This is a genomic window from Bradyrhizobium sp. HKCCYLRH3097 (assembly GCF_051167875.1).
Taxonomy (GTDB): Bacteria; Pseudomonadota; Alphaproteobacteria; order Rhizobiales; family Xanthobacteraceae; genus Bradyrhizobium.
In genome coordinates this window covers 153,443-177,377 of sequence record NZ_JBNPTX010000016.1, presented here as the reverse complement: position 1 = coordinate 177,377, position 23,935 = coordinate 153,443, and the positions used below count along the sequence as shown (strand labels likewise).

General features: G+C 65.0%; 23 protein-coding genes. 7 read left to right on the top strand and 16 right to left on the bottom strand.

Features of this window, described 5'->3' with window-relative positions; all coding sequences use genetic code 11:
* Positions 1–288 precede the first annotated feature (288 nt).
* Positions 289–1,404: a helix-turn-helix transcriptional regulator gene (locus ACQR0U_RS30095; RefSeq protein ID WP_315750234.1), complete on the bottom strand. Its 1,116-nt coding sequence runs from the start codon at positions 1,402–1,404 to the stop codon at positions 289–291.
* Positions 1,405–1,728: 324 nt separating this feature from the next.
* On the opposite strand from ACQR0U_RS30095, the gene ACQR0U_RS30090 reads away from it, so the two are divergent.
* On the top strand, positions 1,729–3,408 hold the full coding sequence (locus ACQR0U_RS30090) for a methyl-accepting chemotaxis protein (protein WP_315718062.1): 1,680 nt from the start codon (positions 1,729–1,731) through the stop codon (positions 3,406–3,408).
* Between the two features lie 46 nt (positions 3,409–3,454).
* Here ACQR0U_RS30090 and ACQR0U_RS30085 read toward each other — a convergent pair whose 3' ends face one another.
* The gene (locus tag ACQR0U_RS30085) at positions 3,455–4,633 is read right to left on the bottom strand and encodes a cytochrome P450 (protein ID WP_434842843.1); all 1,179 of its coding nucleotides are present in this window, start codon (positions 4,631–4,633) and stop codon (positions 3,455–3,457) included.
* Between the two features lie 89 nt (positions 4,634–4,722).
* Entirely contained in the window at positions 4,723–5,514 is a 792-nt protein-coding gene (locus ACQR0U_RS30080; protein ID WP_434842842.1) for a helix-turn-helix transcriptional regulator, read from the bottom strand.
* Between the two features lie 177 nt (positions 5,515–5,691).
* Between ACQR0U_RS30080 and ACQR0U_RS30075 the strand changes: the two genes are divergently transcribed.
* On the top strand, positions 5,692–6,837 hold the full coding sequence (locus tag ACQR0U_RS30075; protein WP_434842841.1) for an ABC transporter substrate-binding protein: 1,146 nt from the start codon (positions 5,692–5,694) through the stop codon (positions 6,835–6,837).
* A 126-nt stretch (positions 6,838–6,963) separates the two neighbouring features.
* Here ACQR0U_RS30075 and ACQR0U_RS30070 read toward each other — a convergent pair whose 3' ends face one another.
* From ACQR0U_RS30070 to ACQR0U_RS30050, 5 genes are all read right to left on the bottom strand, one after another.
* On the bottom strand, positions 6,964–8,598 hold the full coding sequence (locus tag ACQR0U_RS30070; RefSeq protein ID WP_434842840.1) for a GMC family oxidoreductase: 1,635 nt from the start codon (positions 8,596–8,598) through the stop codon (positions 6,964–6,966).
* A 63-nt stretch (positions 8,599–8,661) separates the two neighbouring features.
* Complete coding sequence (locus tag ACQR0U_RS30065; protein WP_316186792.1) at positions 8,662–9,255, bottom strand: GNAT family N-acetyltransferase; 594 nt, start codon at positions 9,253–9,255, stop codon at positions 8,662–8,664.
* 112 nt (positions 9,256–9,367) lie between these two features.
* Positions 9,368–10,294: an SMP-30/gluconolactonase/LRE family protein gene (locus ACQR0U_RS30060; RefSeq protein ID WP_315828293.1), complete on the bottom strand. Its 927-nt coding sequence runs from the start codon at positions 10,292–10,294 to the stop codon at positions 9,368–9,370.
* A gap of 171 nt (positions 10,295–10,465) precedes the next feature.
* On the bottom strand, positions 10,466–11,305 hold the full coding sequence (locus ACQR0U_RS30055) for an AraC family transcriptional regulator (protein WP_316169158.1): 840 nt from the start codon (positions 11,303–11,305) through the stop codon (positions 10,466–10,468).
* A gap of 78 nt (positions 11,306–11,383) precedes the next feature.
* Complete coding sequence (locus ACQR0U_RS30050; RefSeq protein ID WP_315718055.1) at positions 11,384–11,761, bottom strand: hypothetical protein; 378 nt, start codon at positions 11,759–11,761, stop codon at positions 11,384–11,386.
* Between the two features lie 134 nt (positions 11,762–11,895).
* Between ACQR0U_RS30050 and ACQR0U_RS30045 the strand changes: the two genes are divergently transcribed.
* The gene (locus tag ACQR0U_RS30045; protein ID WP_315718054.1) at positions 11,896–12,168 is read left to right on the top strand and encodes a hypothetical protein; all 273 of its coding nucleotides are present in this window, start codon (positions 11,896–11,898) and stop codon (positions 12,166–12,168) included.
* A gap of 23 nt (positions 12,169–12,191) precedes the next feature.
* Here ACQR0U_RS30045 and ACQR0U_RS30040 read toward each other — a convergent pair whose 3' ends face one another.
* From ACQR0U_RS30040 to ACQR0U_RS30030, 3 genes are all read right to left on the bottom strand, one after another.
* Positions 12,192–12,668 carry an HXXEE domain-containing protein gene (locus ACQR0U_RS30040; protein ID WP_315750227.1) on the bottom strand — a complete coding sequence of 159 codons (477 nt, stop codon included), beginning with the start codon at positions 12,666–12,668 and terminating at the stop codon, positions 12,192–12,194.
* Between the two features lie 308 nt (positions 12,669–12,976).
* Entirely contained in the window at positions 12,977–13,411 is a 435-nt protein-coding gene (locus tag ACQR0U_RS30035) for a cupin domain-containing protein (RefSeq protein WP_434842839.1), read from the bottom strand.
* Positions 13,412–13,760: 349 nt separating this feature from the next.
* Positions 13,761–14,414, bottom strand: coding sequence for a glutathione S-transferase family protein (locus ACQR0U_RS30030; RefSeq protein WP_315718051.1), 654 nt, complete (start codon positions 14,412–14,414; stop codon positions 13,761–13,763).
* 190 nt (positions 14,415–14,604) lie between these two features.
* Here ACQR0U_RS30030 and ACQR0U_RS30025 point away from each other — a divergent pair, with 190 nt between their 5' ends.
* Positions 14,605–15,825: a polyhydroxyalkanoate depolymerase gene (locus tag ACQR0U_RS30025; RefSeq protein WP_434840593.1), complete on the top strand. Its 1,221-nt coding sequence runs from the start codon at positions 14,605–14,607 to the stop codon at positions 15,823–15,825.
* Here ACQR0U_RS30025 and ACQR0U_RS30020 read toward each other — a convergent pair.
* Positions 15,815–16,858, bottom strand: a complete 1,044-nt coding sequence (locus tag ACQR0U_RS30020; protein ID WP_316166651.1) for an AraC family transcriptional regulator — start codon at positions 16,856–16,858, stop codon at positions 15,815–15,817. The genes ACQR0U_RS30025 and ACQR0U_RS30020 overlap by 11 nt on opposite strands.
* A gap of 131 nt (positions 16,859–16,989) precedes the next feature.
* On the opposite strand from ACQR0U_RS30020, the gene ACQR0U_RS30015 reads away from it, so the two are divergent.
* From ACQR0U_RS30015 to ACQR0U_RS30005, 3 genes are all read left to right on the top strand, one after another.
* Positions 16,990–17,439 (top strand): cupin domain-containing protein, encoded by a 450-nt coding sequence (locus ACQR0U_RS30015; RefSeq protein ID WP_315718048.1) that lies wholly within the window; start codon positions 16,990–16,992, stop codon positions 17,437–17,439.
* 290 nt (positions 17,440–17,729) lie between these two features.
* Positions 17,730–19,217: a flavin-containing monooxygenase gene (locus ACQR0U_RS30010; protein WP_434842838.1), complete on the top strand. Its 1,488-nt coding sequence runs from the start codon at positions 17,730–17,732 to the stop codon at positions 19,215–19,217.
* Positions 19,218–19,375: 158 nt separating this feature from the next.
* Positions 19,376–20,170, top strand: coding sequence for a substrate-binding domain-containing protein (locus ACQR0U_RS30005; RefSeq protein ID WP_315718045.1), 795 nt, complete (start codon positions 19,376–19,378; stop codon positions 20,168–20,170).
* Positions 20,171–20,249: 79 nt separating this feature from the next.
* Here the strand turns inward: ACQR0U_RS30005 and ACQR0U_RS30000 are convergent, their stop codons facing one another.
* The 4 genes from ACQR0U_RS30000 to ACQR0U_RS29985 all read right to left on the bottom strand — a co-directional run bounded on the left by ACQR0U_RS30000 (position 20,250) and on the right by ACQR0U_RS29985 (position 23,916).
* Positions 20,250–21,047, bottom strand: coding sequence for a transporter substrate-binding domain-containing protein (locus tag ACQR0U_RS30000; RefSeq protein WP_315718044.1), 798 nt, complete (start codon positions 21,045–21,047; stop codon positions 20,250–20,252).
* A gap of 165 nt (positions 21,048–21,212) precedes the next feature.
* A complete protein-coding gene (locus ACQR0U_RS29995) occupies positions 21,213–21,446 on the bottom strand; it encodes a hypothetical protein (RefSeq protein WP_315718042.1) in 234 nt (77 codons plus the stop codon).
* Between the two features lie 149 nt (positions 21,447–21,595).
* Positions 21,596–22,561 (bottom strand): hypothetical protein, encoded by a 966-nt coding sequence (locus tag ACQR0U_RS29990; protein WP_434842837.1) that lies wholly within the window; start codon positions 22,559–22,561, stop codon positions 21,596–21,598.
* 161 nt (positions 22,562–22,722) lie between these two features.
* Positions 22,723–23,916 carry an MFS transporter gene (locus ACQR0U_RS29985; protein ID WP_316201181.1) on the bottom strand — a complete coding sequence of 398 codons (1,194 nt, stop codon included), beginning with the start codon at positions 23,914–23,916 and terminating at the stop codon, positions 22,723–22,725.
* Between the last annotated feature and the right edge of the window lie 19 nt (positions 23,917–23,935).

The window sequence follows — 23,935 nt, the reverse complement described above, 5'->3', positions numbered from 1 at the left end:
AGAGGCCAGGACCACACGACTTCGCCGTCCGTGCCGCCTGCGCTCGTCTGGCACAGCCGTCACGTCCATCGCAGCCCACCTCCACGTTCGTGACGACGCGTACGTCCCTCTGCTCGAGGCGGGATGGGCAAGACCATCGGTCTGATTTGCCCGACGACGCAAGCCGGCGCGGCTGCGGCAAACTAACCCGACGGGCATTTCGCGCATACGAAGCATGCGGAGATTGCCCGTCGGGCACATCTGGCCGGTGCTCCATCCAGACGTGATGCCGTGAAGGTCGGCTGACGATCAGCGGGCGGACGGAGCAGCGGCGGCTTCACCCCGCGCCGCCAGCGGCAATGACGCCTGCCTCAGACTTTCCGACGGCGTCTCACCATAGATCTTTCGATACTCCCTGGCGAAATGCCCCGGATTGCTGAAGCCACATCGCAGGGCGATCGACGTCACCGTGTCACCCGCTTTCGCATCATACAGCATGCGGTGCGCATGTTGGATTCGCGTCAGCTTGATCTTCTCGGCCAAGGACACACCACTCTTCGCGAAGTACTGATAGACCGTGCGGGGGCTGACGCCGTAGCGAACCGCGAGTTGCTGGATCGATATCTTCTGATCCCAGTTCGTCTCAATGTGTTCCAGGATCCTGCGAATGGACTCCGGCACCTGGCTATCGCGATCGAGATGATCCGCGGTGACGTCGATCGTCGCGCCGACGAGATGGGTTCGTCCGTCGGACGGGCTGTAGACGGAGGTCGCCATGCCACGGACCCAGCGCACCGCACCGGCTTTGCCAAGCACCCGGTAGTCGCGCGTGTAGCCGGTTCGCTTCATGATCGCACGACGGATGACCTGCTCGAGCCCGTTCCGATCCTCGGGATGCACGTGGCACAACATGTCGCGCAGCGACGATGGCGACGCCGGCGGAAAATCTCCCTTGGACTCGTCTGCATCGACGATCAGGTTGAACGTCGACAGCCCAGCGAGCTTCTCCGCGGCTGCAAGCTGTTCTTCCAGGATCCTGGTTGTCGTGATGTCCTCGACCACGGCGCAGAACCACTTCAGGCGGCCCCTGGCGTCCCTGACCGGATTGACGGTCACGCGTCCCCACACGACGCTTCCGTCCGGCTGGAGATAGCGCTTGTCGAGCTGATAGGTCGCGATCTCGCCTGCAAGCAGCTTGTCGTGCTGCAGCCGATTGCGCTCCCGGTCCTCTGGATGCGTCAGATCGACAAAGGTCAGCCCACCGGTCTTGAGCTGCTCCAGCGTGTATCCGACGATCCGGCAGCATTCGGCGTTCGCAAACCGGATATGTCCCGTTGCACTGTCGACGATCGAGATGCCGATGCCGAGGCTGTCGAGAAACACCCTCGGCACCGCGATGACTTCGGCAATGTCCTTCTCTGGCATGTCGAAGCCGATACCATCCAATCTGGTTGGAGCCTAGCGCCGAGGATCATGTCGATCGTGATCTAAGGCAATCCCGGCCCTGCGACACTTGAACACGCCCCGCAGATTCACGGCCATTCCTGCACAATCAGAACATCTCTGCAGATTGCTGCCTAACCGAATCTTACTGACGAGCTGTTAGATTGAATAAAGCCCCCGGGAATTTACGGGAATCATCGAGTTCAGGAATGATCGCAGTCAGCGCCGTCTCTGGATCACAGCAACTACCGCGTGATCACGAGGATGTGCACATCGCTGGCGTGATCGTTTGCACAGGAGACCATCATGTTTGGCCGCAAGAACAACGCCGCATCCCTGGCCGCCCTGGCCGCAAACGCGATCACCGCGAAGGTGATGGTCGCTGACGACAAGCTCAACATCGTCTACATGAACGAGGCGGTACGGGCGCTGATGCGTGAGGCGGAGGCCGATCTCAAGACGCAGTTGCCGAACTTCCGCGTCGACGGCCTCATCGGCACCAACATCGACGTCTTCCACAAGGACCCGACCCACCAGCGCCGCATGCTGCAGGCCCTCGCCTCCGAGCACCGGGCCACCATCAAGATCGGCAAGTGGACGTTCGATCTGATCGCGCAGCCCTTGAAGCACCCGGACGGAAGCCGCGCCGGAACGGTCGTCGAGTGGTCCGACGCCAGCGTGCGGCTGCAGAACCTCGACTACAGCGCTCAGGTCGCGGCCATCGGCCGATCACAGGCCGTGATCGAATTCAACCTGGACGGCACCATCGTCACCGCCAACGACAATTTTCTGAATGCGCTGGGCTACAGCCTTCCGGAGATCCAGGGCAAACATCACAGCATGTTCGTTTCGCCGGAGGAGCGCAACAGTGCCGCCTATCGCGAGTTCTGGGCCGCCCTGAACCGCGGCGAATATCAGGCCGCGGAATACAAGCGAATCGGAAAGGGCGGCAAGGAGGTATGGATTCAGGCGTCCTATAATCCGGTGTTCGATCAGAACGGAAAGCCCTTCAAGGTCGTCAAGTTCGCCACCGACGTGACCGCTCAGAAGCTTCGGAATGCCGATCTCGCCGGACAGATCGCCGCCATCAGCAAATCGCAGGCCGTGATCGAGTTCGAACTGGACGGCACCATCATCGACGCCAACAACAATTTCCTGCAGGCGCTCGGCTATACGCTGTCCGAGATCAAGGGCCGCCATCATTCGATGTTCGTCGATCCGTCAGAGCGCGACGGTGCGGCCTACCGCAACTTCTGGGCCGCCCTGAACCGCGGCGAATATCAGACCGCGGAATACAAGCGGATCGGAAAGGGCGGTCGCGAGGTCTGGATTCAGGCCTCCTACAATCCAATCCTCGACCTCAACGGCAAGCCGTTCAAGGTCGTGAAATACGCCACCGACGTCACCAAGCAAGTGCTGGTGCGGATGGGCAATGAGCGAGTCCGCGGCATGATGGAGTCCGTCGCCGCGGGTGCCGAGGAATTGAACGCCTCGGTGCGCGAGATTTCCGAGGCCATGACGAAGTCCCGCGAGACCGCGATGGGGGCGGCTGACCGGGTCGCCTCCGCCGATTCGCAGGCCAAGCGCCTGAGCGAGGCGACGCAGGCGATGAGCGGCATCGTCGAGCTGATCGGCAACATCACCGGGCAGATCAACCTGCTGGCACTCAATGCCACGATCGAATCGGCGCGCGCCGGCGATGCCGGCCGCGGCTTTGCCGTGGTCGCGTCGGAGGTCAAGAATCTCGCCACGCAGGCCAAGGCCGCCACCGACAAGATCGGCGCGGAGATCGCCGGACTGAACGGGATCTCCAGCGAGGTCGTGAATGCGCTGAACGCGATCAAGGTCGAGATCCAGAACGTCAGCGAATACGTCACCTCGACCGCCGCCGCCGTCGAGGAGCAGAGCACGGTCACCGGCGAGATGTCGTCCAGCATGCAGCGCGCAGCCGCAGAGGCGCAGGCGATCGCAGCAGGCAGGGCGTAGAGGCCGCCTGAGCACGGCGCCCCCCCCGCAAGGGCCGCGGCGAGGATCAATCCTGCGTCGCGTCCCAGGTCACCGGCAGATTGAGCAGGCCGCGAAAGGCCCAGCCGCCGATGCGCACCGGCTCGGTGTCACGCAGGCGCAGGTTCTTGAGCCGCGCGAACAGCGTCGGGAGCGCGACGTCGGCGATCATCGCGCGCGAGGCCCAGGCGCCCGCACAGAAATGCGGGCCTGCGCCGAAGGCGATGCTCTTGGAGACGTCGCGGCGGATGTCGAAGCGATCGGGGTCGGTGAAATGCGCCTCGTCGCGATTGGCCGAGCCGAACATCAGGAACACGCGCTCCTCCGGTTCGAAGGCGACGTCGCGAATCGTCCAGGGCTTGGCGATGCGCCGGGGCGACATGCCGATCGGCGAGATCCAGCGGGCATATTCCTCGAACACCTGGAGCCAGCGCACCTCGCCATGGATGGCCAGCGCGAGCTGCTCGGGATGCGTCAGAAGCGCCCACACCGTGCCGGCGATCGCATCGCGCGGTTCGTTCTGGCCGCCCGAGATGGCGAGCTTGATGTTGGCGCGGACGCTCTCCATCGGCATTTGCGTGGCGAGCATCACGCCAAGCAGGCTCTGGTTCGGGGTCTTCTCCAGCACCGGCAGCATGTCGTCGATGGCAGCGTCGATGCCTGATGTCGCGGCGTTGCAACGCGCCTCGACCGCGGGATCCCCGGTGTAGTTGGCGATGCCGTCGATCATGGCCTGCGACCACGCATTCATGTCCTGGAAGCGCATGTTGGTGAGGCCGGTGATCAGCTTCAGGCACTCGGCCGAGAACGGCAGCGCGAAATCGCGAACGAGATCCACGTCCGTCGCAGGATCGAGCGCGTCGATCAGCCGGTCGGCGTGGGCCTGGAACTGCGCCAGCCAGTGCACCCGCACCGCGCGCGGCGACACCGCCGGCGCGATCGCCTGGCGCTCGGCCATATGCGCCGCGCCGTCCTTGCGCATCATGTTGTGGCCCATCAGCCGGTTCATCAAGCCCTGCGGCTGATGTGAGCTGAAGACGTCGATCTGCTTCTCGGAGACGAAGATGTCGTCGCGACGGCACAACAGCGTGCTGCCGAGCTGCGGCACGAAGGCGATCGGCGTCTCCTGGCGCATGCGAGCCAGCGCCGGATAGGGATCGGCCCAGAACGCGGCGGTATCGATGTCGAAATGCGGTGCTGTGCTCACTCTCGGTCTCCGGTTCTGACGGCGCAGGCTAGCCGCACGCTCCGGCAACGTCTGTCCCGGCGATGGGTGACAGCAGGCGAGCCCCTCGCTCAGTTCAGCGGCCGCGGTGTCGTCATCAGGCGGAGGGCGATCGCGAACAGCTCGTTCTGCGAGGCGATGCCGAGCTTCTCATAGGCGCGCTTGCGATAGGTGAAGACGGAGTTGAGGGCGATGCCGAGAGCCCCAGCGATCGCCTCGGAGGTGAAGCCTTCGAGGATGCGACGGCAGACGTCCTTCTCCCGCGCGGTGAGGACCGACAGCGGTCCGCCGGCGGCGAACAACGAAGCAAATCTGTCGGCCGGATCCATCGCGGCAGCGCGATCCTGGCAATGACGCGCGACGATGGCCCCCACGATCGGGGCGACCGCGGCGATGCGCTGGCGCTCGTGGGGCGCAAAACCGCCTTGGGCAGCAGTGCGATAGAAGTTCACGTAGGTGCAGTGCTCGCCGACCCAGATCGCGGTGGCGGCCTTGTCGACGATCTCGGAGTCCTCGAAGAACAGCTTGCGGTAGCCCTTCGGGTACATGCGGCGCGCGAAGTTCGGCAGCAGGATGTGGCGCGCCTCCGCGCGCTCGCGAAAGATCGTATCCCGGTTCGGATCGGCGGTGTGGAAGTGCTCCGAATAGGCCGCGCCGAGGTCGGGCCCGATCGCGATGTTCCCCGTGCTGAGCAGGCAGCGCGCCGAGCGCTGGTCCTCGAAGACGAACACCATGCAGTGGCCGACATCGGCAAGGATGCGCAACGTCTCGATCAGGACTTGCGGAAATGCGGGCTGTCCGATCGCGAGCACCATCGCGCCGACGGCACCGGCCGCCTCGATGCCAGGCTCCTGAGCCTCCATGCGTTCCTCCCGGATCTCTTTGTTCGCCGAAACCTAGCAGCAACCCGCCCTGGCTGGAAGCGCCGCCCCGCGTCACCAACCACGGGGACAGACACGAGGCCGCCGGTCCGGCTACGCTCATCGGCCAAAGTCTCGGCCAGTCAACGCGCCGAGCACGCTCAACGGGGAGGATATGCGATGAGGGCCGCGCTCACGGCGATCGGAATTGCTGCAACGATGGCTTTCGGCGCGCCCGCGCGCGCCGACATCAAGGTCGGTATCGTGGTGTCCGCAACCGGGCCCGGCTCGGCGCTCGGGCAGCCGCAGATCAAGGCAGTGGCCGCGCTGCCGAAGGAGATCGACGGCGAGAAGATCGTCTACATCGCGCTCGACGACGAATCCGACAGCGTGAAGGGATTGCAGAACGCGCGCCGGCTGGTGATCCAGGATGGTGTCGACGTCATCATCGGCTCCTCGCTGACGCCGGTCACCATGCCGATGCTCGACGTCGCGCTCGAAAGCAGGACGCCGCTGCTGTCGCTGGCGGCCTCGACCGCGATCGTGCAGCCGATGGACGACAAGCGCAAATGGGCATTCAAGGTCGTGCCCAATGACGACATCATGGCCGCGGCAATGCTGAAATACATCGCCAAGAGCGGGGTGAAGACGCTCGGCTTCATCGGCGTGTCCGACGGCTATGGCGAGGGTTATTATCAGGAGGTGACGAAGCTGGCGCCGAAGCTCGGGCTCACGGTGACCACCCACGAGGTCTATGCCCGCGGCGACACCAGCGTCACCGGCCAGGCGCTCAAGGTGATCGCCACCAATCCGGACGCGGTGTTCATCGCCTCGGCCGGCACGCCGGCGGTGCTGCCGCAACAGGCGCTGCGCGAGCGCGGCTATGTGGGGAGGATTTTCCAGACCCATGGCGTCGCGACGCAGGAGTTCATCAAGCTCGGCAAGGAGAATGTCGAGGGCGCGGTGTTCGCCGGCGAAGCGTTCTCGATCGCCGACGATCTGGCGCCCGAGGATCCGTTCCGCCGCGCCAACGACGCGTTCGTCTCCGCCTATCAGGCCGCCAATGGCGACAAGCCCAACATCTTCGCCGCGCATCTGTGGGACACCGCAACCCTGCTCAAGGGCGCCATTCCCGGCGCGCTGAAGGCCGCCAAGCCCGGCACGCCGGAATTCCGCGCCGCGCTGCGCGACGAACTCGAGCGCGGCAAGGATATCTATCTCAACAACGGCCTCTCCAACATGAGCCCGACCGACCACAACGGCTACGACGAACGCTCGGCGTTCCTGATCAAGGTCGAGGGCGGGAGATTCAGGCTGGTGAAGTAGTCAAGCTCGTGATCGGAAGCATAGTCTGCCGCGCAGGCGGTGCACTCCCCTCCCCGCTAGGGGGAGGGGGGCGCACTGGTCGTGCGGCACGACACGGGCTCGAACGATAAGCGGCGACGGCCCCAACTACGCCGACAAACTCTCCGCCACCGGCGCCTTGCCCAAAATCAGGTCCGCCGCCTTGTCGCCGATCATCAAGGTCGCGGCGTTGAGGTTGGCGGAGATCATGCGCGGCATGATCGAGGCGTCGGCGACGCGCAGGCCCTCGAGACCATGGACGCGGAGCTGGTCGTCGACCGTTGCCCAGGTCGAGTCCGCTGGGCCCATCCGGCAGGAGCAGCCGGGATGGAAGGTGGTGGTGGCGCGCTGCGTCGCCGCGGCCAGGAACTCGTCGTCGCTGTTCACCTTCGGTCCCGGGAAATCCTCATAGGCGTAGTACGGCGCGAGCGGGGCCGAGGCCAGCAGCCGGCGCGCCAGCTTCATGCCGGCGACGACCACGCGGCGGTCGAGCTCGGCGGTGAGATAGTTGGTCTGGATCAGCGGCGGCGCGAACGGGTCGGCGGAGCGGATGCGGACGTAGCCGCGGCTCTCCGGGCGCTGCTGCCAGGAAGCGACCGTCATGCCGGGCTCGTCCTCGAGCTGGCCCTGCACGCCCTCCTTGTAGCTCGCCGGCGTGAAGGTGAGCTGCAGGTCGGAGCGCTCGGCGGTCTCGCCGGAATGCCAGAAGCAGTAGACCATGGTCGGCGACAGCGACAGGATGCCGCGCCGCGTCACCGCCCATTTCAGCGCCTCGCCCCATAGATTGAGGCCGCGCGCGAGCTCGTTGACGGTCTTGATGTTCTTGACACGCGCCACCGTGCGCGGCGCGTAATGGTCCTGCAGGCCCTCGCCGACGCTGTTGAGCGCATGGCCCACCTCGATGCCATGCTCCTGCAGCAGCGCGGGCGCGCCGATGCCCGAGAGCTGCAAGAGCTGCGGCGAGTTGTAGGCACCACCGGACAGGATCACCTCTTTTCGCGCGCGCACCTCGACCGGCGCCCCGCCGCGCCCGCCGCGGCTGTAACGCACGCCGACCGCGCGTTTGCCTTCCAGCACAACGCCGGTGGCATGGGCGTGGGTGCGAACCTCGACGTTCGGCCGCTTGCTGGCCGGACGCAGGAATGCGGTCGCCGACGACACGCGGCGGCCGTTCTGGATGGTCCGCTGGACGTATGAGACGCCTTCCTGAATGGCGCCGTTGTAGTCCGGGTTGCGCGGGATACCGAGCGAGACAGCGCCATCCATGAAAGCCTCGCACAGCGTGTCCTTCCATTCCATGGTGGTCACGATGAGGTTGCCGTCGCGGCCGCGATACTGGTCCTCGCCGGCGCCGATGCGCTTCTCCATGCGCTTGAAATTCGGCAGCACGTCGGAATAGCTCCAGCCGCGATTGCCCATCTGCGCCCAGGTGTCGAAATCCTGGCGCTGGCCGCGATTGTAGACATGGCCGTTGATCGAGGAGGAGCCGCCGAGCGTCTTGCCGCGCGGCGCGTAGATGCTGCGCCCCGCCGTGTACGGCCCCGGCTCCTGCTGATAGCCCCAGTTGATGCTCTTCATGTAGAAGGTCTTGATGAAGCCGGCGGGCAGATGGATGTAGGGATGCCAGTCGCGCGGCCCCGCCTCCAGCACGCACACCGTGACCTCAGGGTCCTCGCTGAGGCGGCTCGCCAGCACGCAGCCGGCGGAGCCGGCGCCCACGATCACATAGTCGAAGGTATCCATCTGGTCGTTCGTCCCGGTCTCGTCATCATCAGCCGCGCGAGGCGGCAAGCGGCCATAGCGCGGTCAGCGCGGCTTGTCATTCAATTGGTAGTCGAGATGCGCCTTCACGGTCGGCCATTCGGCCGCGGTGATGCTGTAGACGACGGTATCCCGCAGCGTGCCGTTCGGCGCGATCTGGTGGCTGCGCAAAATGCCGTCCTGCTTGGCGCCGAGCCGCTCGATGGCGCGCCGGCTCTGGTGGTTGAAGAAATGGGTGCGGAACTCGACGGCGATACAGTCCATCGCCTCGAAGGCGTGCGCCAGCAGCAGCCGCTTGCACTGCGTGTTGAGCGCGCTGCGCTGCACCCGCTTCGCATACCAGGTCGAGCCGATCTCGACGCGGCGGTTGGCGGCATCGACGTTCATGTAGGTGGTCATGCCGGCGACACGGCCGTCGGCATCGAGCACCGTGAACGGCAGCATGCTTCCCGTGGCGAACAGGCCGAGCCTCCGCTCGATCTCCTTGGCCATGGTCTCGGGTTTCGGAACTGCGGTGTACCACAGCTTCCACAATTCGCCGTCACTTACGGCCTCGACCAGCGCGTCGTGATGGTCCGCCGACAGCGGCACAAGGCTCGCATGCGGGCCGCGAAGGGTGACTGGTTCAAGAAAGGGCATCAGCAGTGTCCGTCATTGCGAGGAGAGCGAGCGACGAAGCAATCCAGAGTCGCATGTGCCGCTCCGGATGGCTTCGCTGACGCTCGCGATGACGGAACTATCACGTAGAGCGTCACTTGTTCAGAAAATTCAGCGCCAGGCCCGGTCGCGGCCAGTCCATCGCCACCAGCTCACCCCTGCCCGACAGCGTGATGTAGGCCGTCTTCAGCTCGGGACCACCGAAGGCGATGTTCGTCGTGACTCGGTCACCGGTCGGCACCTGCTCTACCAGCGTGCCGTCGGGCGCGATGACGCTGATGCAGCCGGTCACCAGCGTGGCGACGCAGACATTGCCGTTCGCCTCGACCGCGAGCGAATCGAACATCTGGTAGCCTCCGAGCCCCGCGATCGGGCGGCCGCGCTCGCCGCGATAGATCACCTCGCGCGGCTTCACGGTGCCGGGCTCGGCGAGATCGTAGGCCCAGAGACGTGCGGTCGGCGTCTCCGCGATGTAGACCGTCTTCTCGTCCGGCGATAGCCCGATGCCGTTGGCCGGCAGAATGCCGTGGACGGCCTCGATGATCTCGCTCATGCCGGGCTTGAGGTAATAGAACGCGCCGACGTCCATGTCGCGGGCGCGGCGCTTGCCGAGGTCCGAGAACCACAGGCCGCCGTGACGGTCGAACACCAGATCGTTCGGCCCGCGCAGCGCGTGCTCGCCGCAGCGGCTGACGACGGTCTCGATCTTGCCGCTCTGCAGATCGACGCGCTGGATCGAGCCGCCGAGATAGTCCTCGGGCTGTGGGCCCGGCATGATCATCTTGCCGGTCGGAATCCAGGAAAAGCCGCCATTGTTGCAGATGTAGATCTTGCCGTCGGGCCCGAGGGCTGCGCCGTTCGGCCCGCCCGGAATCTGCGCCACGATCTCCTTGCGGCCGTCGGGAAACACCCGCGTCAGGCGCTTGCCGCGGATCTCGACCAGCACCACCGAGCCGTCGGGCATCACCACGGGCCCTTCCGGAAATTCCAGATCTGTGGCGAGCACGCGCATGTCGGACATCGGACGACCTCCCGCTTTCGTCGCCGCGCTGCGGCGCATGGTTGTTAGGCGTGAGTTATCGCAAAGCCGGCACGGCTTGCCAAGCAAGCGGCTGAGCGCGAGACCGCAGAGCAGCCCTGCTGAGGGAGACGCTTGCAGCGTGTCGACGCAAGTTGGTACCGCGCGCGATGTTTAGCGGATCACCGGCAGCCAGATTTCCAGGCCGCCATTGCCGGTGAGCGGGTCGAAACGCCGATCATAGCGCTCGAAGTTCGGCGCATCGGCGACCTCATAGCCCGACTGCGGCAACCAGCGATTCCAGATCGTGTGTACAGTGCGGCGGATCGACGAGACGTGGCCGGAATGCGTGAACACGGCGAACGTCGCCGCCGGAACCCGCACGCGGCTGAAGGTCCGAGGCAGGTCGGAAAAATCGGCCACCTCGACGCCCGCGATATAGTCGAAATTGCCGGCATCGTCGCCGTTGCAGCACACGCCATAAGCCACCACGCCGCGGCGCGCCGGAACCTCGTCCACGATCTCGTTGAAGCGACGCCACAAGGCCGGGATGCCGGCGCCATTGTCGACGCTGACGCGGTCGCCGAGGCCGGCGACGAGCAGCGGCTGCGCGGTGACGAAGCGTGGGGCGGCGAGATCATCGAGCGGGGTCTGGTCCATCAGGATCGGCTCCTGCAGTGCGAGGCCATCGAGGCGCGCACGGGCGCGCACCGCTTCCGGCGTGACGCCGAACTGGTCGCGGAACGCGCGCGTGAACGCTTCGTGGGAGCCGTAGTCAGCCTCGAGCGCGAGACTGAGAATGTCGGGTGCGCCAGAGGCCAGAGCCCGTGCCGCCTCGCTGAGACGGCGCAGCCTGACATAGCGCATCACCGAGACGCCGGTCGCCGCCGCGAACGCGCGCACGATGTGGAAGCGCGACACGCCGGCGATGGCCGCGACCTCATCCAGCGTCAATGGCGCCGACAGATGGCTCTCGATGAACCAGAGCGCTTTCTGGGCCGGGTTGGTGGACACGCCTCTCTCCTATCGAAGCGCCCGATCCTGCGCGCGGAGATCCACATGCGCTTGATCGTTGTTGCGCTGCGGGCCGTGCTATTTGCCGGCCGGCTTCGCCGGCGCCGCGTCCTTGGCGGCCGGCGCATCGGCCTTCTTCCTCAGCTCGTCCGCAAGTTTCGCCTGCGACGCCTTGAGTTCGTCGATCAGGCCCTGCTGCGAGATCAGCGCAGCCTTCAGCGCCTGGATCTGCCGATTCGCCGCATCGAGCTTCTGCTGCTGATCGAGCGATTGCTTGGTCATCGTCTTCTGCAGGAAATCGATATTGCTCTGCAGACATGATGTCCGTCGATCCATCGCCTTTTCTGCAGTGCAGATTTCGATGCCCGGAATATCCTGCGCATGTCCGGCAGAACTCACACCTGTCGCGAGCGCGCTCGCGGCAAAGATGATTCGCGCGGCAATGAATTTTCGCATCACAATTTTCTCATTGGCTTGCCCAACACATGATTTTGCGTGGAACTGACGGAGTTTCCTGATTGATACCATACTGAGACCTCAATCGCGCATTGAAGTTCCGGCTGGGACCCGTTTTTAGGGAGATGGACAGAATGGCTACGCGCGAAAAACGGCTGGCGCAATTCGACGGCAGCGGTGAGCCGCCGCCCGGACAGACGGTCGAGGTGCTGTGCGAGGATCACAGCGGCACCTATCAACTGCCGTTCCCCTGCTTCTACATTGATGGCAAATGGCACAACAAGGAATCCGGCGGCGCGCTCGAAGCCACCGTCATCGGCTGGCGGTTCCCGCGCGCGCGATTTGACGAGCGCAATGGACGCCGTCCGCAGCCGAGCTTCGTTGCCGATCGCGCTTCGTCTTATTGATCATGCCGGGCCCTGAGTTCTGCTCAGGGCCGGTCTTGCCGAAAATATGGTTTTGAACGCAGATTGAGCATCACGACCGGATAGGCCATCAGCAGCGAGCCGGCGACGATCGCGAGGGCAGCCGTTCCAACGTCGAGCACACCGTCACCCCACGCTCGCCGCCACATCGCAATTGCAATCGGAAAGAACAGAATCAGCGCCGTCGCCAGCCCCGGCGAGAATCTGCCTCCGCTGCGCAGGAACGGCAGGATGTGGAAGAAGACGGCGTTGATGATCATCAGCGCCGCGTAGGTGAGCGCAGCCGGCGGCCACGTCTCGGCAAGCTCTGCCTGCACCGCGCCGAGCACGACCACCAGCGCGTTCGTCACGTAGAAGTCGCTCCACTCGACCGGCAGCTTCATCACCGCCCGCGCCCAATTGCGCCAATCGAACGTGTATTCCTCGAGAATATGCGCGCCGTAGGCCGCGAGCGCGAGCCAAGCCAATGTGGTCAATGTCATGATCGATGCTCCCCTCGCGGGTGATGGACCGGCGCCAGACCAGTCGCAAGGGGCAATGTAGAGCACCCAGGCGCGAGACAGGCAGCGCGCGTGCCGTGTTTCAAAATGCGACGGCGCTGCCTCGCAGTCTTAATCCTTGGAACGCTGCTGGAACGAATCGCGTCCGAATCGGATGCCGCATCGGGTGCGCGATCTGTTCACGCTAGATGTCGGACACAACGGAGACGACCCACCACATCGTGAGGGGAAGCCTCCGGCCGCTTGCCGCAACCGGATGCCAAAGACTAACGAAGAAGGAGATCGGGCGCTCAGGCCCAGGGCGTGACCGGCGGCACGTTGTCGGTCGCCGGCGGCATCTCGACCGTCTTGAAGTCGGCCGGGCTGACGATCTCCATATATTCCATGTCAGGGGAATAATCGTAGAGGTAGTGCACGATGCCGGAACGCTGGTGCACGACGTCGCCGGCCTTCACCAGGGTCGGCTTGTCCTCGTACATGAAGCGGGCCCAGCCCTTCATCATGATGACGATCTGGAAATCGCAATCATGGCGATGCCAACCTGTGCCATCCACCGGCGGACAATCCGGATTGGCCTTGACGAGGTGGCAGATCACCTGGCCGCCGGTGGCGTCGGCGATGCCGAGATCGCGGTACAGGAAGAAGTCGCGCAACCCACCGCCCTTGTAGTCGGTGTCCTCGGGCTTCACGTGCGAGAACTTGGTCACCACTGCATGCTGGTTCATGACGGCCTCCACCGGTTGATCGCGACATCGGCAACCGTTGCGGCCCAACGATCGGCCACAGCGGCCACCACGTCCGAAAGCGGATTGTGCCATGCGAAAACCACGCCACGCTCTGTCTGCAACGCAGAGATCGGCAGGCCAGGGCGGCATCGTGAGCCGAACTGATTGCCAACAACCGGGTTTTGGCCGACGCCACACGGCAATGGTGACGTGCTGACAGCTCGCGCCACGCGCCGAGAAGACGCAAATCCGGCTTCAAATTGAGCAGCCGCTGCCCGCGGCGTGAGCCGTTCTCGCTGGAGCCGCGGCTGCAAAGGGCCGCGGGCACGCGCCGCTGACGGCAGAACACCTAGTACTCGACCTCCAGCTCCTCGATCTCCTCGGGCTCGGCCTTGGCGGCCTCGATCCATTGCTGCATCTCCGGCATCGCCATGATCAGGTCGGCATAGGCCCTGAGCCGCGGCTCGAGCTTCACGTCATAAGTCACGAAGCGCGTCACCACCGGCGCATACATCGCATCCGCCATGCCACGCTGGCCGAACAGAAATGGGCCGCCGGATATGTCCAGGCAGTCGCGCCAGATCGCCCAGATGCGATCGATGTCGGCCTGCGCCCGCGTCCAGACCTTGAAGCCCGGAAAGTGGCCCTTGAGATTGACCGGCAGCGACGCCCGCAGGGTCGTGAAGCCAGAATGGATCTCGCCCGAAATCGAGCGGCAATGCGCGCGCTGGATGCGGTCGGCTGGCAGCAGGCCCGCCTCCGGAAAGGTCTCGTTGAGGTACTCGCCGATCGCCAGCGTATCCCAGATCGTCGCACCATCGTGGCGCAGGCACGGCACCAGGATCGAGGACGACAGCAGCAGGATCTCGGCGCGAGCCGATGCGTCGTCCGGACCGACGATCACCTCGTCAAAATCCAGTCCGGCAAACCTGGCGAGCAGCCAGCCGCGCAGCGACCACGACGAGTAATTCTTGCTGCTGATGGTCAACGTCGCTTTGGCCATGTCGCCCTACCCTCTTGCCGCATTGTCGTTTGTCGTTCGCCCATCGTGCCGCTCGTGCGACCGGCATCATGCGCGGAGCCGGATACGTCGGAGATATCATCGAGCAAGCGACATGCCAGTTCTTCAGGCAAGACTCGGCCGTTCTGGCTCCGATATTGCATACAGCAATGCATGTAATGGATCGGACGCGATGGCGCTGCTGTACCAAGCCTATCAGAACCACATGGACCTGACCGAGCCGTGGCGCCAGAGCGCGGCAGCCGCCATGCGCTATCTCAACCTGATCCCATCAGGGCTATCCAGCCGCGCCATGCGGCGTCTGTCCGCCGCGCTCGAGCTGATCTCCCGCTCAGCCTTGACCTACGCCCGCCCGGCGTATGGCATCGATAGCGTGATGGTCGGCAACCGCGAACTCGCCGTCACCGAAGAGGTCGCGTTCAAGACGCCGTTCGGCTCGCTCCTGCACTTCAAGAAGGACGCTGCGCCGGAGCAGCCCAAGGTGCTGCTTGTCGCGCCAATGTCCGGCCATTTCGCCACCCTGCTGCGCGGCACCGTGAAGACGCTACTGCAGGATCACGACGTCTATATCACAGACTGGCACAATCCGCGAGACATCCCGCGCGATCATGGCCGCTTCGGTCTGGAAGATTACACCGATCATCTCATCAGTTTTCTCAGCCAGCTCGGTCCGCGGCCGCACATGGTCGCGATCTGCCAACCGTCGGTGTCGGCACTCGCGGCCACCGCCGTGATGTGCGAGGACGACCATCCGTCGCGCCCCGCCACCTTGACCTTGATGGCCGGACCGATCGACACGCGGATCCAGCCGACCAAGGTCAACGAGTTCGCCAAGAGCAAGCCGATCGACTGGTTCGAGGACAACCTGATCCACTACGTGCCCTTTCAATGCAGGGGCGCCTTCCGAAAGGTCTATCCTGGCTTCGTGCAGCTCACGGCCTTCGTCTCGATGAATCTCGAGCGCCACGTCAAGCAGCACATGGATCTCGCCAACCATCTCGCCAAAGGCGAGGTCGAGAAGGCCGAAACGATCAAGACCTTCTACGACGAGTACTTCGCGGTGATGGATCTGCCGGCGGAGTTCTACATCGAGACGGTGCGCGACGTTTTCCAAGAGCATCTGCTGCCGCAAGGCAGACTGATGCATCGCGGCCGTCCCGTCGACCCGAAAGCAGTCCGGCGCATCGGCCTGATGACGGTCGAGGGCGAGCGTGACGACATCTGCTCGATCGGCCAGACGCTCTCGGCGCAGGACATCTGCACCAACGTACGCGCCTATCGCCGCGTCCATCACATGCAGGCCGGCGTCGGCCATTACGGCGTGTTCAGCGGCAAGAAGTGGAATAACGAGATCTATCCGCTGCTGCGGGATTTCGTGCACGTCAATTCGTGAAGCGACCGCGCTGCACGCGTTGCAGCGTGGCCGACGGCGCCTCCCCGAACTTGTTGCGATAGGCCCCCGCCATCCGCCCGAGATGGGTGAAGCCAAGGTCGAAAGCGATGTCGATGATCCGCGCCTCCGGTGGAGCCGCCATCAATTGCGCATTGAGCCGCGCCAGCCGGATGTCGAGCAGCATGTCGGAGATCGACATCCCGAAATGGCGGCGAAAGCCGCCCTGCAGCGCCCGGATCCCCACGCCTGACGACGCCGCAAGTTGCGCCAGATCGAGCGGTTCGGCTGCGTGCGCTGCCAGAAGATCACGCGCCCGGCGGACGGCCTGCGGCAATGTCTCGACCCGGCCGGAATGCAGCCTGATCGCCTCCGCCAGGCCATTGCCGGGCTGCTCGAACAGAATGTCCAGCAGCGTCTCGCGCCAATTGGCTGCCGCAACCGGTGGCAGGCCGCGCCCACCGCCGAGACGCTCGGCGAGGTCCGCGAGCTCGAGCATGTGAGCCCGGAGCCGCGAGCCAGGACATCCCGACAACGCGATTGCGGGATCGAATTCGATCGGTTGCACCGCGCGCCCGGACAGCGCTGCTGCGCGCTGTTCCACGAGACGGCGGTCGAGCAACAGGATCAACTGAGCGCAAGCGTCCCAGACCATCCGCGTGGGCAATGTCGGCGACAGCAGTGATGCCGCATGGTCTGGCGCCGTCGCGACCTCGCCGGCCCCGGCAAAGACCCGCGCGGTCCCCGCCAGCGGGAGCTGCAGCAGAAAGAAGCGGTCGAGACAGCCCGGATCGATGGTTACCGCACCGCCATAGGCGACGTAGTTGATGGAAAAGCCATCGAATGCCGCGCAATTATGCAGAGCGAGGAAATCGCGCGCAGTATCCGCCTCCGGTTGCAGCCCATGCGGACAGAAGATGCGGCCTATTTGTTCAGCCGCCTCATCGACATCGTGCGTTGCAACACGGCCATAGGCTGTAAGCCGCGGCACAGCCGGAGACTTCCAACTACGATCAGCGGCTGCATCTGCAGTCATGGCCTACGTCGCCCGTCGAGATCGTTTGAAACCTATAATAATTAGCAACTGACGTCGAGGGATTCGTTTTCTGGATAGACTCGGCGTCGCCCCGGCTTGATCCTTCCACGCGTGCAGCAAGGAGATCCGCCATGATCACACTCGAAAAAGGCATCACGCGCGCAGGTACCGGCTATGCCGGCAAGACCTGGAATATCCTGGGTCAGCTCTATTATCCGAAAGCCGTCACCGACTCCACGTTCGCCTTCGAGACCAACAGCGAGCCCGGGCAGTTCGTGCCGGTTCACGTTCATCCCACCCAGGACGAGTTCATCCTGGTGCAGGAAGGCGTCCTCGACCTCAAGCTCGACGGCGTCTGGGTCAAGGCGAATGCCGGCGACCTCGTGCGCATGCCGCGCGGCATTCCGCATGGCTACTTCAACAAATCCGACAAGCCGGCGCGCGCGCTGTTCTGGGTCTCCCCGATGCAGAAGCTGGAAGCGCTGTTCAACATGCTCGATAATCTCGCCGATCCAGCCGAAGTGGTGCGGATCTCGGCGGAACACGAGGTCGACTTCCTGCCGCCGGAGGCCAACGACTAGGCGGCAGCGCGGGCCCCAGCGGGCGCTCCCGCCCTTTGTTGCGGTACGAACGGCGCGCGATCATCGCTATCGGCTCCGTGCGCCTGCAGCATGAGCAGCGGCTGCGCTCCAACGAGATGCGATCGGCGAGATCCTTCTCGCCCTGATTTCGATGCTGCCGCATCCGTGGGCATCGCACGTCTCGGTCGCGCCGGGCGACCTTCGTCACCATCAAACTCTCGCGGGCTTCTGCAGCGCGGCGGGCGAATGCCGCCCGAACGCGGCTGCGCGCTCGACAACAAGGAGGTCCCATGATCAGCCGAAAGAATGTCTGTGTGATCGGCGCCGGTGTCTCCGGCCTGGCTGCAGCCAAAGCATTCACCGCCCGCGGGCACGACGTCGCCATCCTCGAGCGGAGCGCCGATCTCGGCGGCGTCTGGGAGCCCGCGCGGTCCTATCCCGACGTGCAGACGCAGAGCCCCAAGGAGCTCTATCGCTACACCGACAAGGCGATGCCGGATCACTACCCCGAATGGCCGAAGGGACCACAGGTCCATGCCTATCTTGCCGACTACGCGAAATCCCACGACCTCATCCGCCTGATGCGGTTGAACACGACCGTGCTTGCGATGCAGCGCCGCAGTGACGGCAAGCCTGGATGGAGCCTCGACCTCAAAACCGGAGACCGGACGAGCCGGGAGGATTTCGATTTCGTCGCCGTCTGCACCGGTCAGTTCAACGAGCCGCAGACGTTGTCGCTTGGCGGCGAAGATCAATTCGTGGCCGCCGGCGGCTTGATCCTGCATTCCTCGAAATACAACGATGCCGCGCTCACGAAGGGGCGCGACGTGGTGGTCCTCGGCGGCTCGAAATCGGCAACCGACATCGCGGTCAACGCCGTGCGCTCCGGCGCGCGCTCGGTCACGATCGTGCTTCGTGAAGCGGTGTGGCGCATTCCCTACTTCGTCGGCGGTCTGATCAACTTCAAGCGCATCCTCTATATCCGCGCCCAGGAGCAGATGTTCCCAAGCTGGGGCATCGGCCCGCTCTCGCGCCTTGCCCATCTGCTGGCCAAGCCGCTCGTCTGGGCCAATTGGCGCGGCCTGGAGAGCCTGCTCAAGACGCAGTTGAAGCTCGCCAAATGCAACATGGTGCCGAAGGGCAGGATCGAGGACGGCGTGAACTGCTCCGTCCCGATCGCGACGCCCGACTTCTTCCCGATGGTCGCAGACGGCCGGATCAAGGCCGTCTACGGCACCTTCGGCCATTACGAGCCGAACACCATCGTGACCAGCGGCGGTGAACGAATTCCGGCCGACGTCGCGATCCTCGCCATCGGCTACAAGCTCGGGGTCCCGTTTCTGTCGGATGCCGACCGCGCCAGACTGGTCGATCCGGACGGGCAGTACCGGCTCTATCGGCTGATCGCCAATCCCGATCTTCCCGACATGGGATTCGTCGGCTTCAATTCGAGCTTCTGCACCGTGCTCTGTGCGGACATGGCCGCCAACTGGCTGGTGCGGTATGCCGACAAACAGCTGGCGCATCAACCGAGCGAGCGCGAGATGCGCGACAACATCGAGATGATGCTGCATTTCAAGCGGATCGAGCGCCCTGCCGCGGGCGTGTATGGCGGACTTTGCGTCGCGCCCTATCACTTCAAGCATTTCGATGAACTGCTTGCCGACATCGGCGCTCAGCGCCGACGGCGCAATCCATTGGCCGAGATGTTCACGCCGCCCGATGCGGACGCGTATAACGACTTTCTCGCATCCGCGCCGGCCTATCAGGCCGGCTGAGGTGGCGGCGAACAGTCTCGCCGCGCTGCAGACACAGTGACGCCGCAAGCGCGACGCATTGCAGAGGGATGGCCGGCCCTGTGGAGCGCTGGCCTTCCCGACAAAGTCGGGCTATCCAAGGCGCCCCCGGCCTCCAGCCGTTCGCCTCGGAGCCTGCCATGATCCTCTCGACCCATCTCCGCACCATCGGTCTCGCCGCTTCGGCCGCGTTCCTCCTGACCACCGCGGCCCAAGCCGCAGAAGTCCACGTCATGATCTCCGGCGGCATGACCGCTGCGTTCAAATCCCTGGTGCCGGAATTCGAGCGGCGCTCGGGTCACAAGGTCACGATTGCCTACGGCCCGTCGATGGGAACAACCACGAATGCGATTCCCGTTCGCCTCGAGCGCGGCGAACCTGCCGATGTCCTCATCATGGTGGGCTACGCACTCAGCGATCTCACCACCAAGGGCAAGGTGACGCCGGATAGCCGCGCGGACCTCGCCAACTCGCCGATCGGCGTCGCGGTCAAGTCGGGGACGCCGCATCCCGATATTTCGAACGCGGAAGCCGTGAGACGCATGCTGATCGCCGCCAAGACCATCGCCTATTCGGACAGCGCGAGCGGCGTCTACGTCTCCACCGAGATGTTCGACAAGCTTGGCATCAAGGACGAGATGAAAGGCAAGGCGCGGATGATTCCGGCCACTCCCGTCGGCGAGATCGTCGCCCAGGGCGAAGCGGAGATCGGCTTTCAGCAGATCAGCGAGCTCAAGCCGGTGAAGGGCATCGACATCGTCGGGCCGCTGCCGGCCGGACTGCAGAAGATCACCGTGTTCTCCGCCGGCATCGCTACGGCCGCCAAGGAGCCGGAGGCCGGCGAGGCGCTCATCAAGTTCCTGCAATCACCGGACGCGCGTCACGTCATCGCGGAAAGCGGCCTCGATCCGATTGTGAGGCGGGCGCCGAACTGACGATGAAGCGTGCCGGCTGAGACGATGGCTCTCCCCCGCCGGTGGCGTGGGAGAGTCGGCCACGCAGCGTCGGGTGCGCTTACTGGGTGAGCAAAGTCGACTCGCTCAGATTGTTGGCGCCGTAGGCCTTCTTGAGCAGACCGTTCGCTTTGGAATCCGTCATGAACTTGGTGACGAAGGCCAGCGACTGCGGATGCTTCAGCGGCACCGCGACCGCGGTGTCCGTCTTCTTGAAGGTCTCGGCGAGCACCTTGGTGCCGGAAATCTGCTTGGCGATGAGATTCAATTGATCGCGCGCCAGCGCGAGCGCGTCGATCTCGCCGGCGCTGAGCAGCGCATAGACTTCCTCGTAGGATTTGAAGCCGGTGACGGTCGCCTTCTTCAGGAAAGCCTTGGCACCGCGCAGCACGGTCGTGTCGTTGATGGCCGCAACCTCGGTGCCGGCCTGGTCCAGCGCCGCGATGTTGGCGACGTCGAGACCGGCGCGGATGATGAAGGTGGTCTCGACCGAATCGTAGACCGGACCGAACGAGACCTTGGTTTCGCGCTCCGCGTCCTTCGGCATGAAGGCCACATCCCAGACGCCCCGAGCAGCTTCATCGGTGATCGCATTGGAATTCGGATGCTCGACGAACTCGACGGGCACACCGACCTGCGCGGCCATGGCCTTGCCGAGTTCGACCGGAACGCCTGAATAGCCGCTGTCCGACTTGACGCACCAGAACGCACCGCCGGCGGGGCCAACGGCAATGGCGACACGAAGCTTGCCGGTCGGCGCGATTTCTTCCTTCAAGCCGGCTGCGCCGGCGGCGTTGCCGGCAAACGTGACTACCGCAGCTGCCAGGGCTGCGTCACGCAGCCAGCGCCAAAACGCCATGGCCCTCTCCCATTGGATTGCAGGTTGGATACGAGCCGCACCTTGCCGGGAGCACCGTTAAATACAACTTACCTCGCTTGCGCAAAGCAGCATGCGACGCGCAAAACTTGCGCGTCGCAATTACGGTTTCAAATAACTCGATACCGAAAACCGATTAAGCGTCGCTTAAACGCAGCGCCGAACCGCGACGCCATTGACGATGACAGTGCGGCACGCCGCAGCCGCCACCGGCGGCTTGCGAACCACCACGGCGCCCGCCGCACCGGCGCAGCCGGCCCGCACGACGCCCCGAGCGCAGACCACGGCGTTGGCATCCGACATCGACACGAACGGCATCGCCGCCAGGATGAACAATCCGCACAGCGTGGAAATAATGGCACGTGAGACAATGGCGCTCATCTTCAAACTCCTGATCATGATCTCATTGGTCAAATATCCACCCCGTCGCGACCTTGCCTGGGACTTCCCCGCCCGACAATTGTGACAATTTGGGTGGATCGCGCTCGTATGCATCTCGGATGGTAACCATGGACGGCAGCCGCTCCGCATCAGCGATTGGCCGCGAACTGCGCGAGCATGCCCTTGCAGCCAGGCGTCAGCGCGCCGGCATTGGCCGCGAGGCACTGCGCGATTCGACCGCCACCCGGCTCGATGCCGCTGCACAACGCCCGCGCGTCGGCGCCGCAGGCGGCCCTCACGATGCGCAACTCCTCGAGCGGCCGCAGCGGTCGCAGCACCAGCGCCGGCGCCAGCGCCGGCGGTGCAGCAGTGGTTGTCACCGCGGGCGCGGCGACAGCCGCAGTCGCCGGCGCGGCGCCGCCGCGCGAAGACGCCATCGCCTGGGCGCAGGGAGCGGACAGCTTGGCCTTGTTCTGCTCCAGGCATTGCAGCGCCGCGGCGCCGCCCGGCGGCACGCTGCTGCAGACCTTGCGGTAATCGGAGCCGCAGGCACTCCGGATCGCGGCCACCTGCGCCTCGCTCGGTTGGGCTGCAGGCGCTGACGCCGCTGCAGCCGGCTTGGCCGCCGGGGACTGCGTAGGCACGGCCGCAACGGCCGCGGCCGGCTGCGCCGCGGCCTTCGGAGGCTCGGGAGGCTTGCTCGCCTCGGCGACGGCCGGCTTGGTCGGGGCGGACGGTACCGAAGCCGGCTTGGCTTCCGCGGCAGGCTTGGTTTCCGCCGGCGGCTTGGCTTCCGCCGAGGGCCTGGTCTCTGCCGTGGGCTTGACCTCTGCCGCGGGCTTGGCCTCTGCCGCGGGCTTGGCCTCCGCGGCAGGCTCGAGCGCCTTGACCGCCGTCTGACAAGATGAGGACAGGCTCGCGATGTTCTTCTGCAGGCATTGGAACGCCGCCGTGCCGCCGGGCGGCACGCTCGCGCATTTCGCCATGTAGTCGGACCGGCACGCCGACTTGATCGCATTGCGCTGCGCATCGCTCTGCGCCAGCGCCTGCGTTGCTGCAAGGCCGGCCGCCGCGGCCATCCCGAGCACCAGCATTCTCCTGAAGCGATTGATCATCGGTCGATCCTCAATGGTGTCGTGCTTCAATGACTTGTCGCCAGCGCAGCCGCCCGCATGGTGGCCAATCGGGTCTCATCAGTATGCGCACGCGCATATCGGCCCAGGCTGCGCCGGCGGCGGATGCCTGGCAATTGGGAAAATTTGGGTGGATCGCATTCTCACTCCGCCGGCGCCGGCCGCAGCGCCGGCTGCGCCGCCGGAAGCTCCGGCGGCAGGATCAGCGCGGCGATGACCGCAACCAGGCAGAGCGCGGCGAAGGCCTGCAGCATGGTGACGAAGCCGCCGCGCTCATACAGCCAGGCGACGAGGCCGACCGAGGCGCCGGCCGCGGTGAAGCCGATGAAATAGCGCACCGCATAGGCGCGCGAACGCCATTCCTCGGCCGTGTACTTGCCGACCATGGCGTCATTCACGGTGACCTGCCCGAACGCACCCATGACGATGCCGATCGAGGCCACGATCAGCGCCCAGTCGCGCGCGTCGGCGGCGAGATACAGCAGCGGCGCCAGCACCAGCGACAGCGGCAGCGCGATCGTCTTCAGCGCGTGGCGATCGAGCAGCCGCCCGATCGTGTACTGCGTCATCGCGCCGAACACGTAGACGCCGGCCGCGATCACGCCGAGCAGCGCCGGGCTCTGCGTCAACCCGGCCAGCCGCTCCGCGAACAGCTTTGGCAGCGCCACGGTGATCGCGTTGAACGTCGTGGAGATCGCGATCACCACCAGCAGCAGCGCCAGCACCACGCGCCACATCTGGTCGCGCGCGACACGGGCCTGCGCCGCCGCCTGCTTCGATCCGCGGCGGTCCTCATGCACGACCGACAGCGCGAACACCACGCCGATCGCCACCGTGATCACCCCGGGCACGATGAAGGCGAAGCGCCAGCCGAGATATTGCCCGACCACGCCGGTGACCAGCGCCGACGAGGCGACGCCGAGATTTCCGAACACCCCGTTCAGCCCCATGTCGCGGCCGAGCCGGTCGGCGTAGGACACCAGCATCGCGGTTCCCACCGGGTGATAGATCGAGGCGAACAGCCCGATCGCGAGCAGCGCCGCGCCGAGCTGCCACGGCGTCTGCACCAAGCCGACCGAGATCATCGACAAGCCGATGCCGAGATAGAAGATCAGCATCATGTGCCGCCGGCTCCAGCGGTCGCCGAGCCAGCCGGTCAGGAGCGACCCGGCGCCGAAGGCGATGAAGCCCGGCGTCGCATAGGGCAAGAGCTCCGCATAGGCCATGCCGAGCGCCGGGCCCATGATGATGACCGCGGCTGCGAAGATCAGCATCGCATAATGGTCGATGAAATGGGCCGCGTTGACGAAGCCGATGACGCGGCGGGCGCTGTTCATGGGAGCTGTCCTCGATTCC

What these genes read in the sequence shown, in the direction of transcription:
- ACQR0U_RS30060 (WP_315828293.1), bottom strand. Translation starts at nt 10,294, where the DNA reads ATGTCCGACATGCGCGTGCTCGCCACAGATCTGGAATTTCCGGAAGGG.
- ACQR0U_RS30090 (WP_315718062.1), top strand. Translation starts at nt 1,729, where the DNA reads ATGTTTGGCCGCAAGAACAACGCCGCATCCCTGGCCGCCCTGGCCGCA.
- ACQR0U_RS30050 (WP_315718055.1), bottom strand. Translation starts at nt 11,761, where the DNA reads ATGCGAAAATTCATTGCCGCGCGAATCATCTTTGCCGCGAGCGCGCTC.
- ACQR0U_RS30020 (WP_316166651.1), bottom strand. Translation starts at nt 16,858, where the DNA reads ATGACTGCAGATGCAGCCGCTGATCGTAGTTGGAAGTCTCCGGCTGTG.
- ACQR0U_RS30065 (WP_316186792.1), bottom strand. Translation starts at nt 9,255, where the DNA reads ATGCCCTTTCTTGAACCAGTCACCCTTCGCGGCCCGCATGCGAGCCTT.
- ACQR0U_RS30095 (WP_315750234.1), bottom strand. Translation starts at nt 1,404, where the DNA reads ATGCCAGAGAAGGACATTGCCGAAGTCATCGCGGTGCCGAGGGTGTTT.
- ACQR0U_RS30010 (WP_434842838.1), top strand. Translation starts at nt 17,730, where the DNA reads ATGATCAGCCGAAAGAATGTCTGTGTGATCGGCGCCGGTGTCTCCGGC.
- ACQR0U_RS29995 (WP_315718042.1), bottom strand. Translation starts at nt 21,446, where the DNA reads ATGAGCGCCATTGTCTCACGTGCCATTATTTCCACGCTGTGCGGATTG.
- ACQR0U_RS30030 (WP_315718051.1), bottom strand. Translation starts at nt 14,414, where the DNA reads ATGGCCAAAGCGACGTTGACCATCAGCAGCAAGAATTACTCGTCGTGG.
- ACQR0U_RS29985 (WP_316201181.1), bottom strand. Translation starts at nt 23,916, where the DNA reads ATGAACAGCGCCCGCCGCGTCATCGGCTTCGTCAACGCGGCCCATTTC.
- ACQR0U_RS30000 (WP_315718044.1), bottom strand. Translation starts at nt 21,047, where the DNA reads ATGGCGTTTTGGCGCTGGCTGCGTGACGCAGCCCTGGCAGCTGCGGTA.
- ACQR0U_RS30035 (WP_434842839.1), bottom strand. Translation starts at nt 13,411, where the DNA reads ATGAACCAGCATGCAGTGGTGACCAAGTTCTCGCACGTGAAGCCCGAG.
- ACQR0U_RS30005 (WP_315718045.1), top strand. Translation starts at nt 19,376, where the DNA reads ATGATCCTCTCGACCCATCTCCGCACCATCGGTCTCGCCGCTTCGGCC.
- ACQR0U_RS30045 (WP_315718054.1), top strand. Translation starts at nt 11,896, where the DNA reads ATGGCTACGCGCGAAAAACGGCTGGCGCAATTCGACGGCAGCGGTGAG.
- ACQR0U_RS30040 (WP_315750227.1), bottom strand. Translation starts at nt 12,668, where the DNA reads ATGACATTGACCACATTGGCTTGGCTCGCGCTCGCGGCCTACGGCGCG.
- ACQR0U_RS30025 (WP_434840593.1), top strand. Translation starts at nt 14,605, where the DNA reads ATGGCGCTGCTGTACCAAGCCTATCAGAACCACATGGACCTGACCGAG.
- ACQR0U_RS30070 (WP_434842840.1), bottom strand. Translation starts at nt 8,598, where the DNA reads ATGGATACCTTCGACTATGTGATCGTGGGCGCCGGCTCCGCCGGCTGC.
- ACQR0U_RS30080 (WP_434842842.1), bottom strand. Translation starts at nt 5,514, where the DNA reads ATGGAGGCTCAGGAGCCTGGCATCGAGGCGGCCGGTGCCGTCGGCGCG.
- ACQR0U_RS29990 (WP_434842837.1), bottom strand. Translation starts at nt 22,561, where the DNA reads ATGATCAATCGCTTCAGGAGAATGCTGGTGCTCGGGATGGCCGCGGCG.
- ACQR0U_RS30075 (WP_434842841.1), top strand. Translation starts at nt 5,692, where the DNA reads ATGAGGGCCGCGCTCACGGCGATCGGAATTGCTGCAACGATGGCTTTC.
- ACQR0U_RS30015 (WP_315718048.1), top strand. Translation starts at nt 16,990, where the DNA reads ATGATCACACTCGAAAAAGGCATCACGCGCGCAGGTACCGGCTATGCC.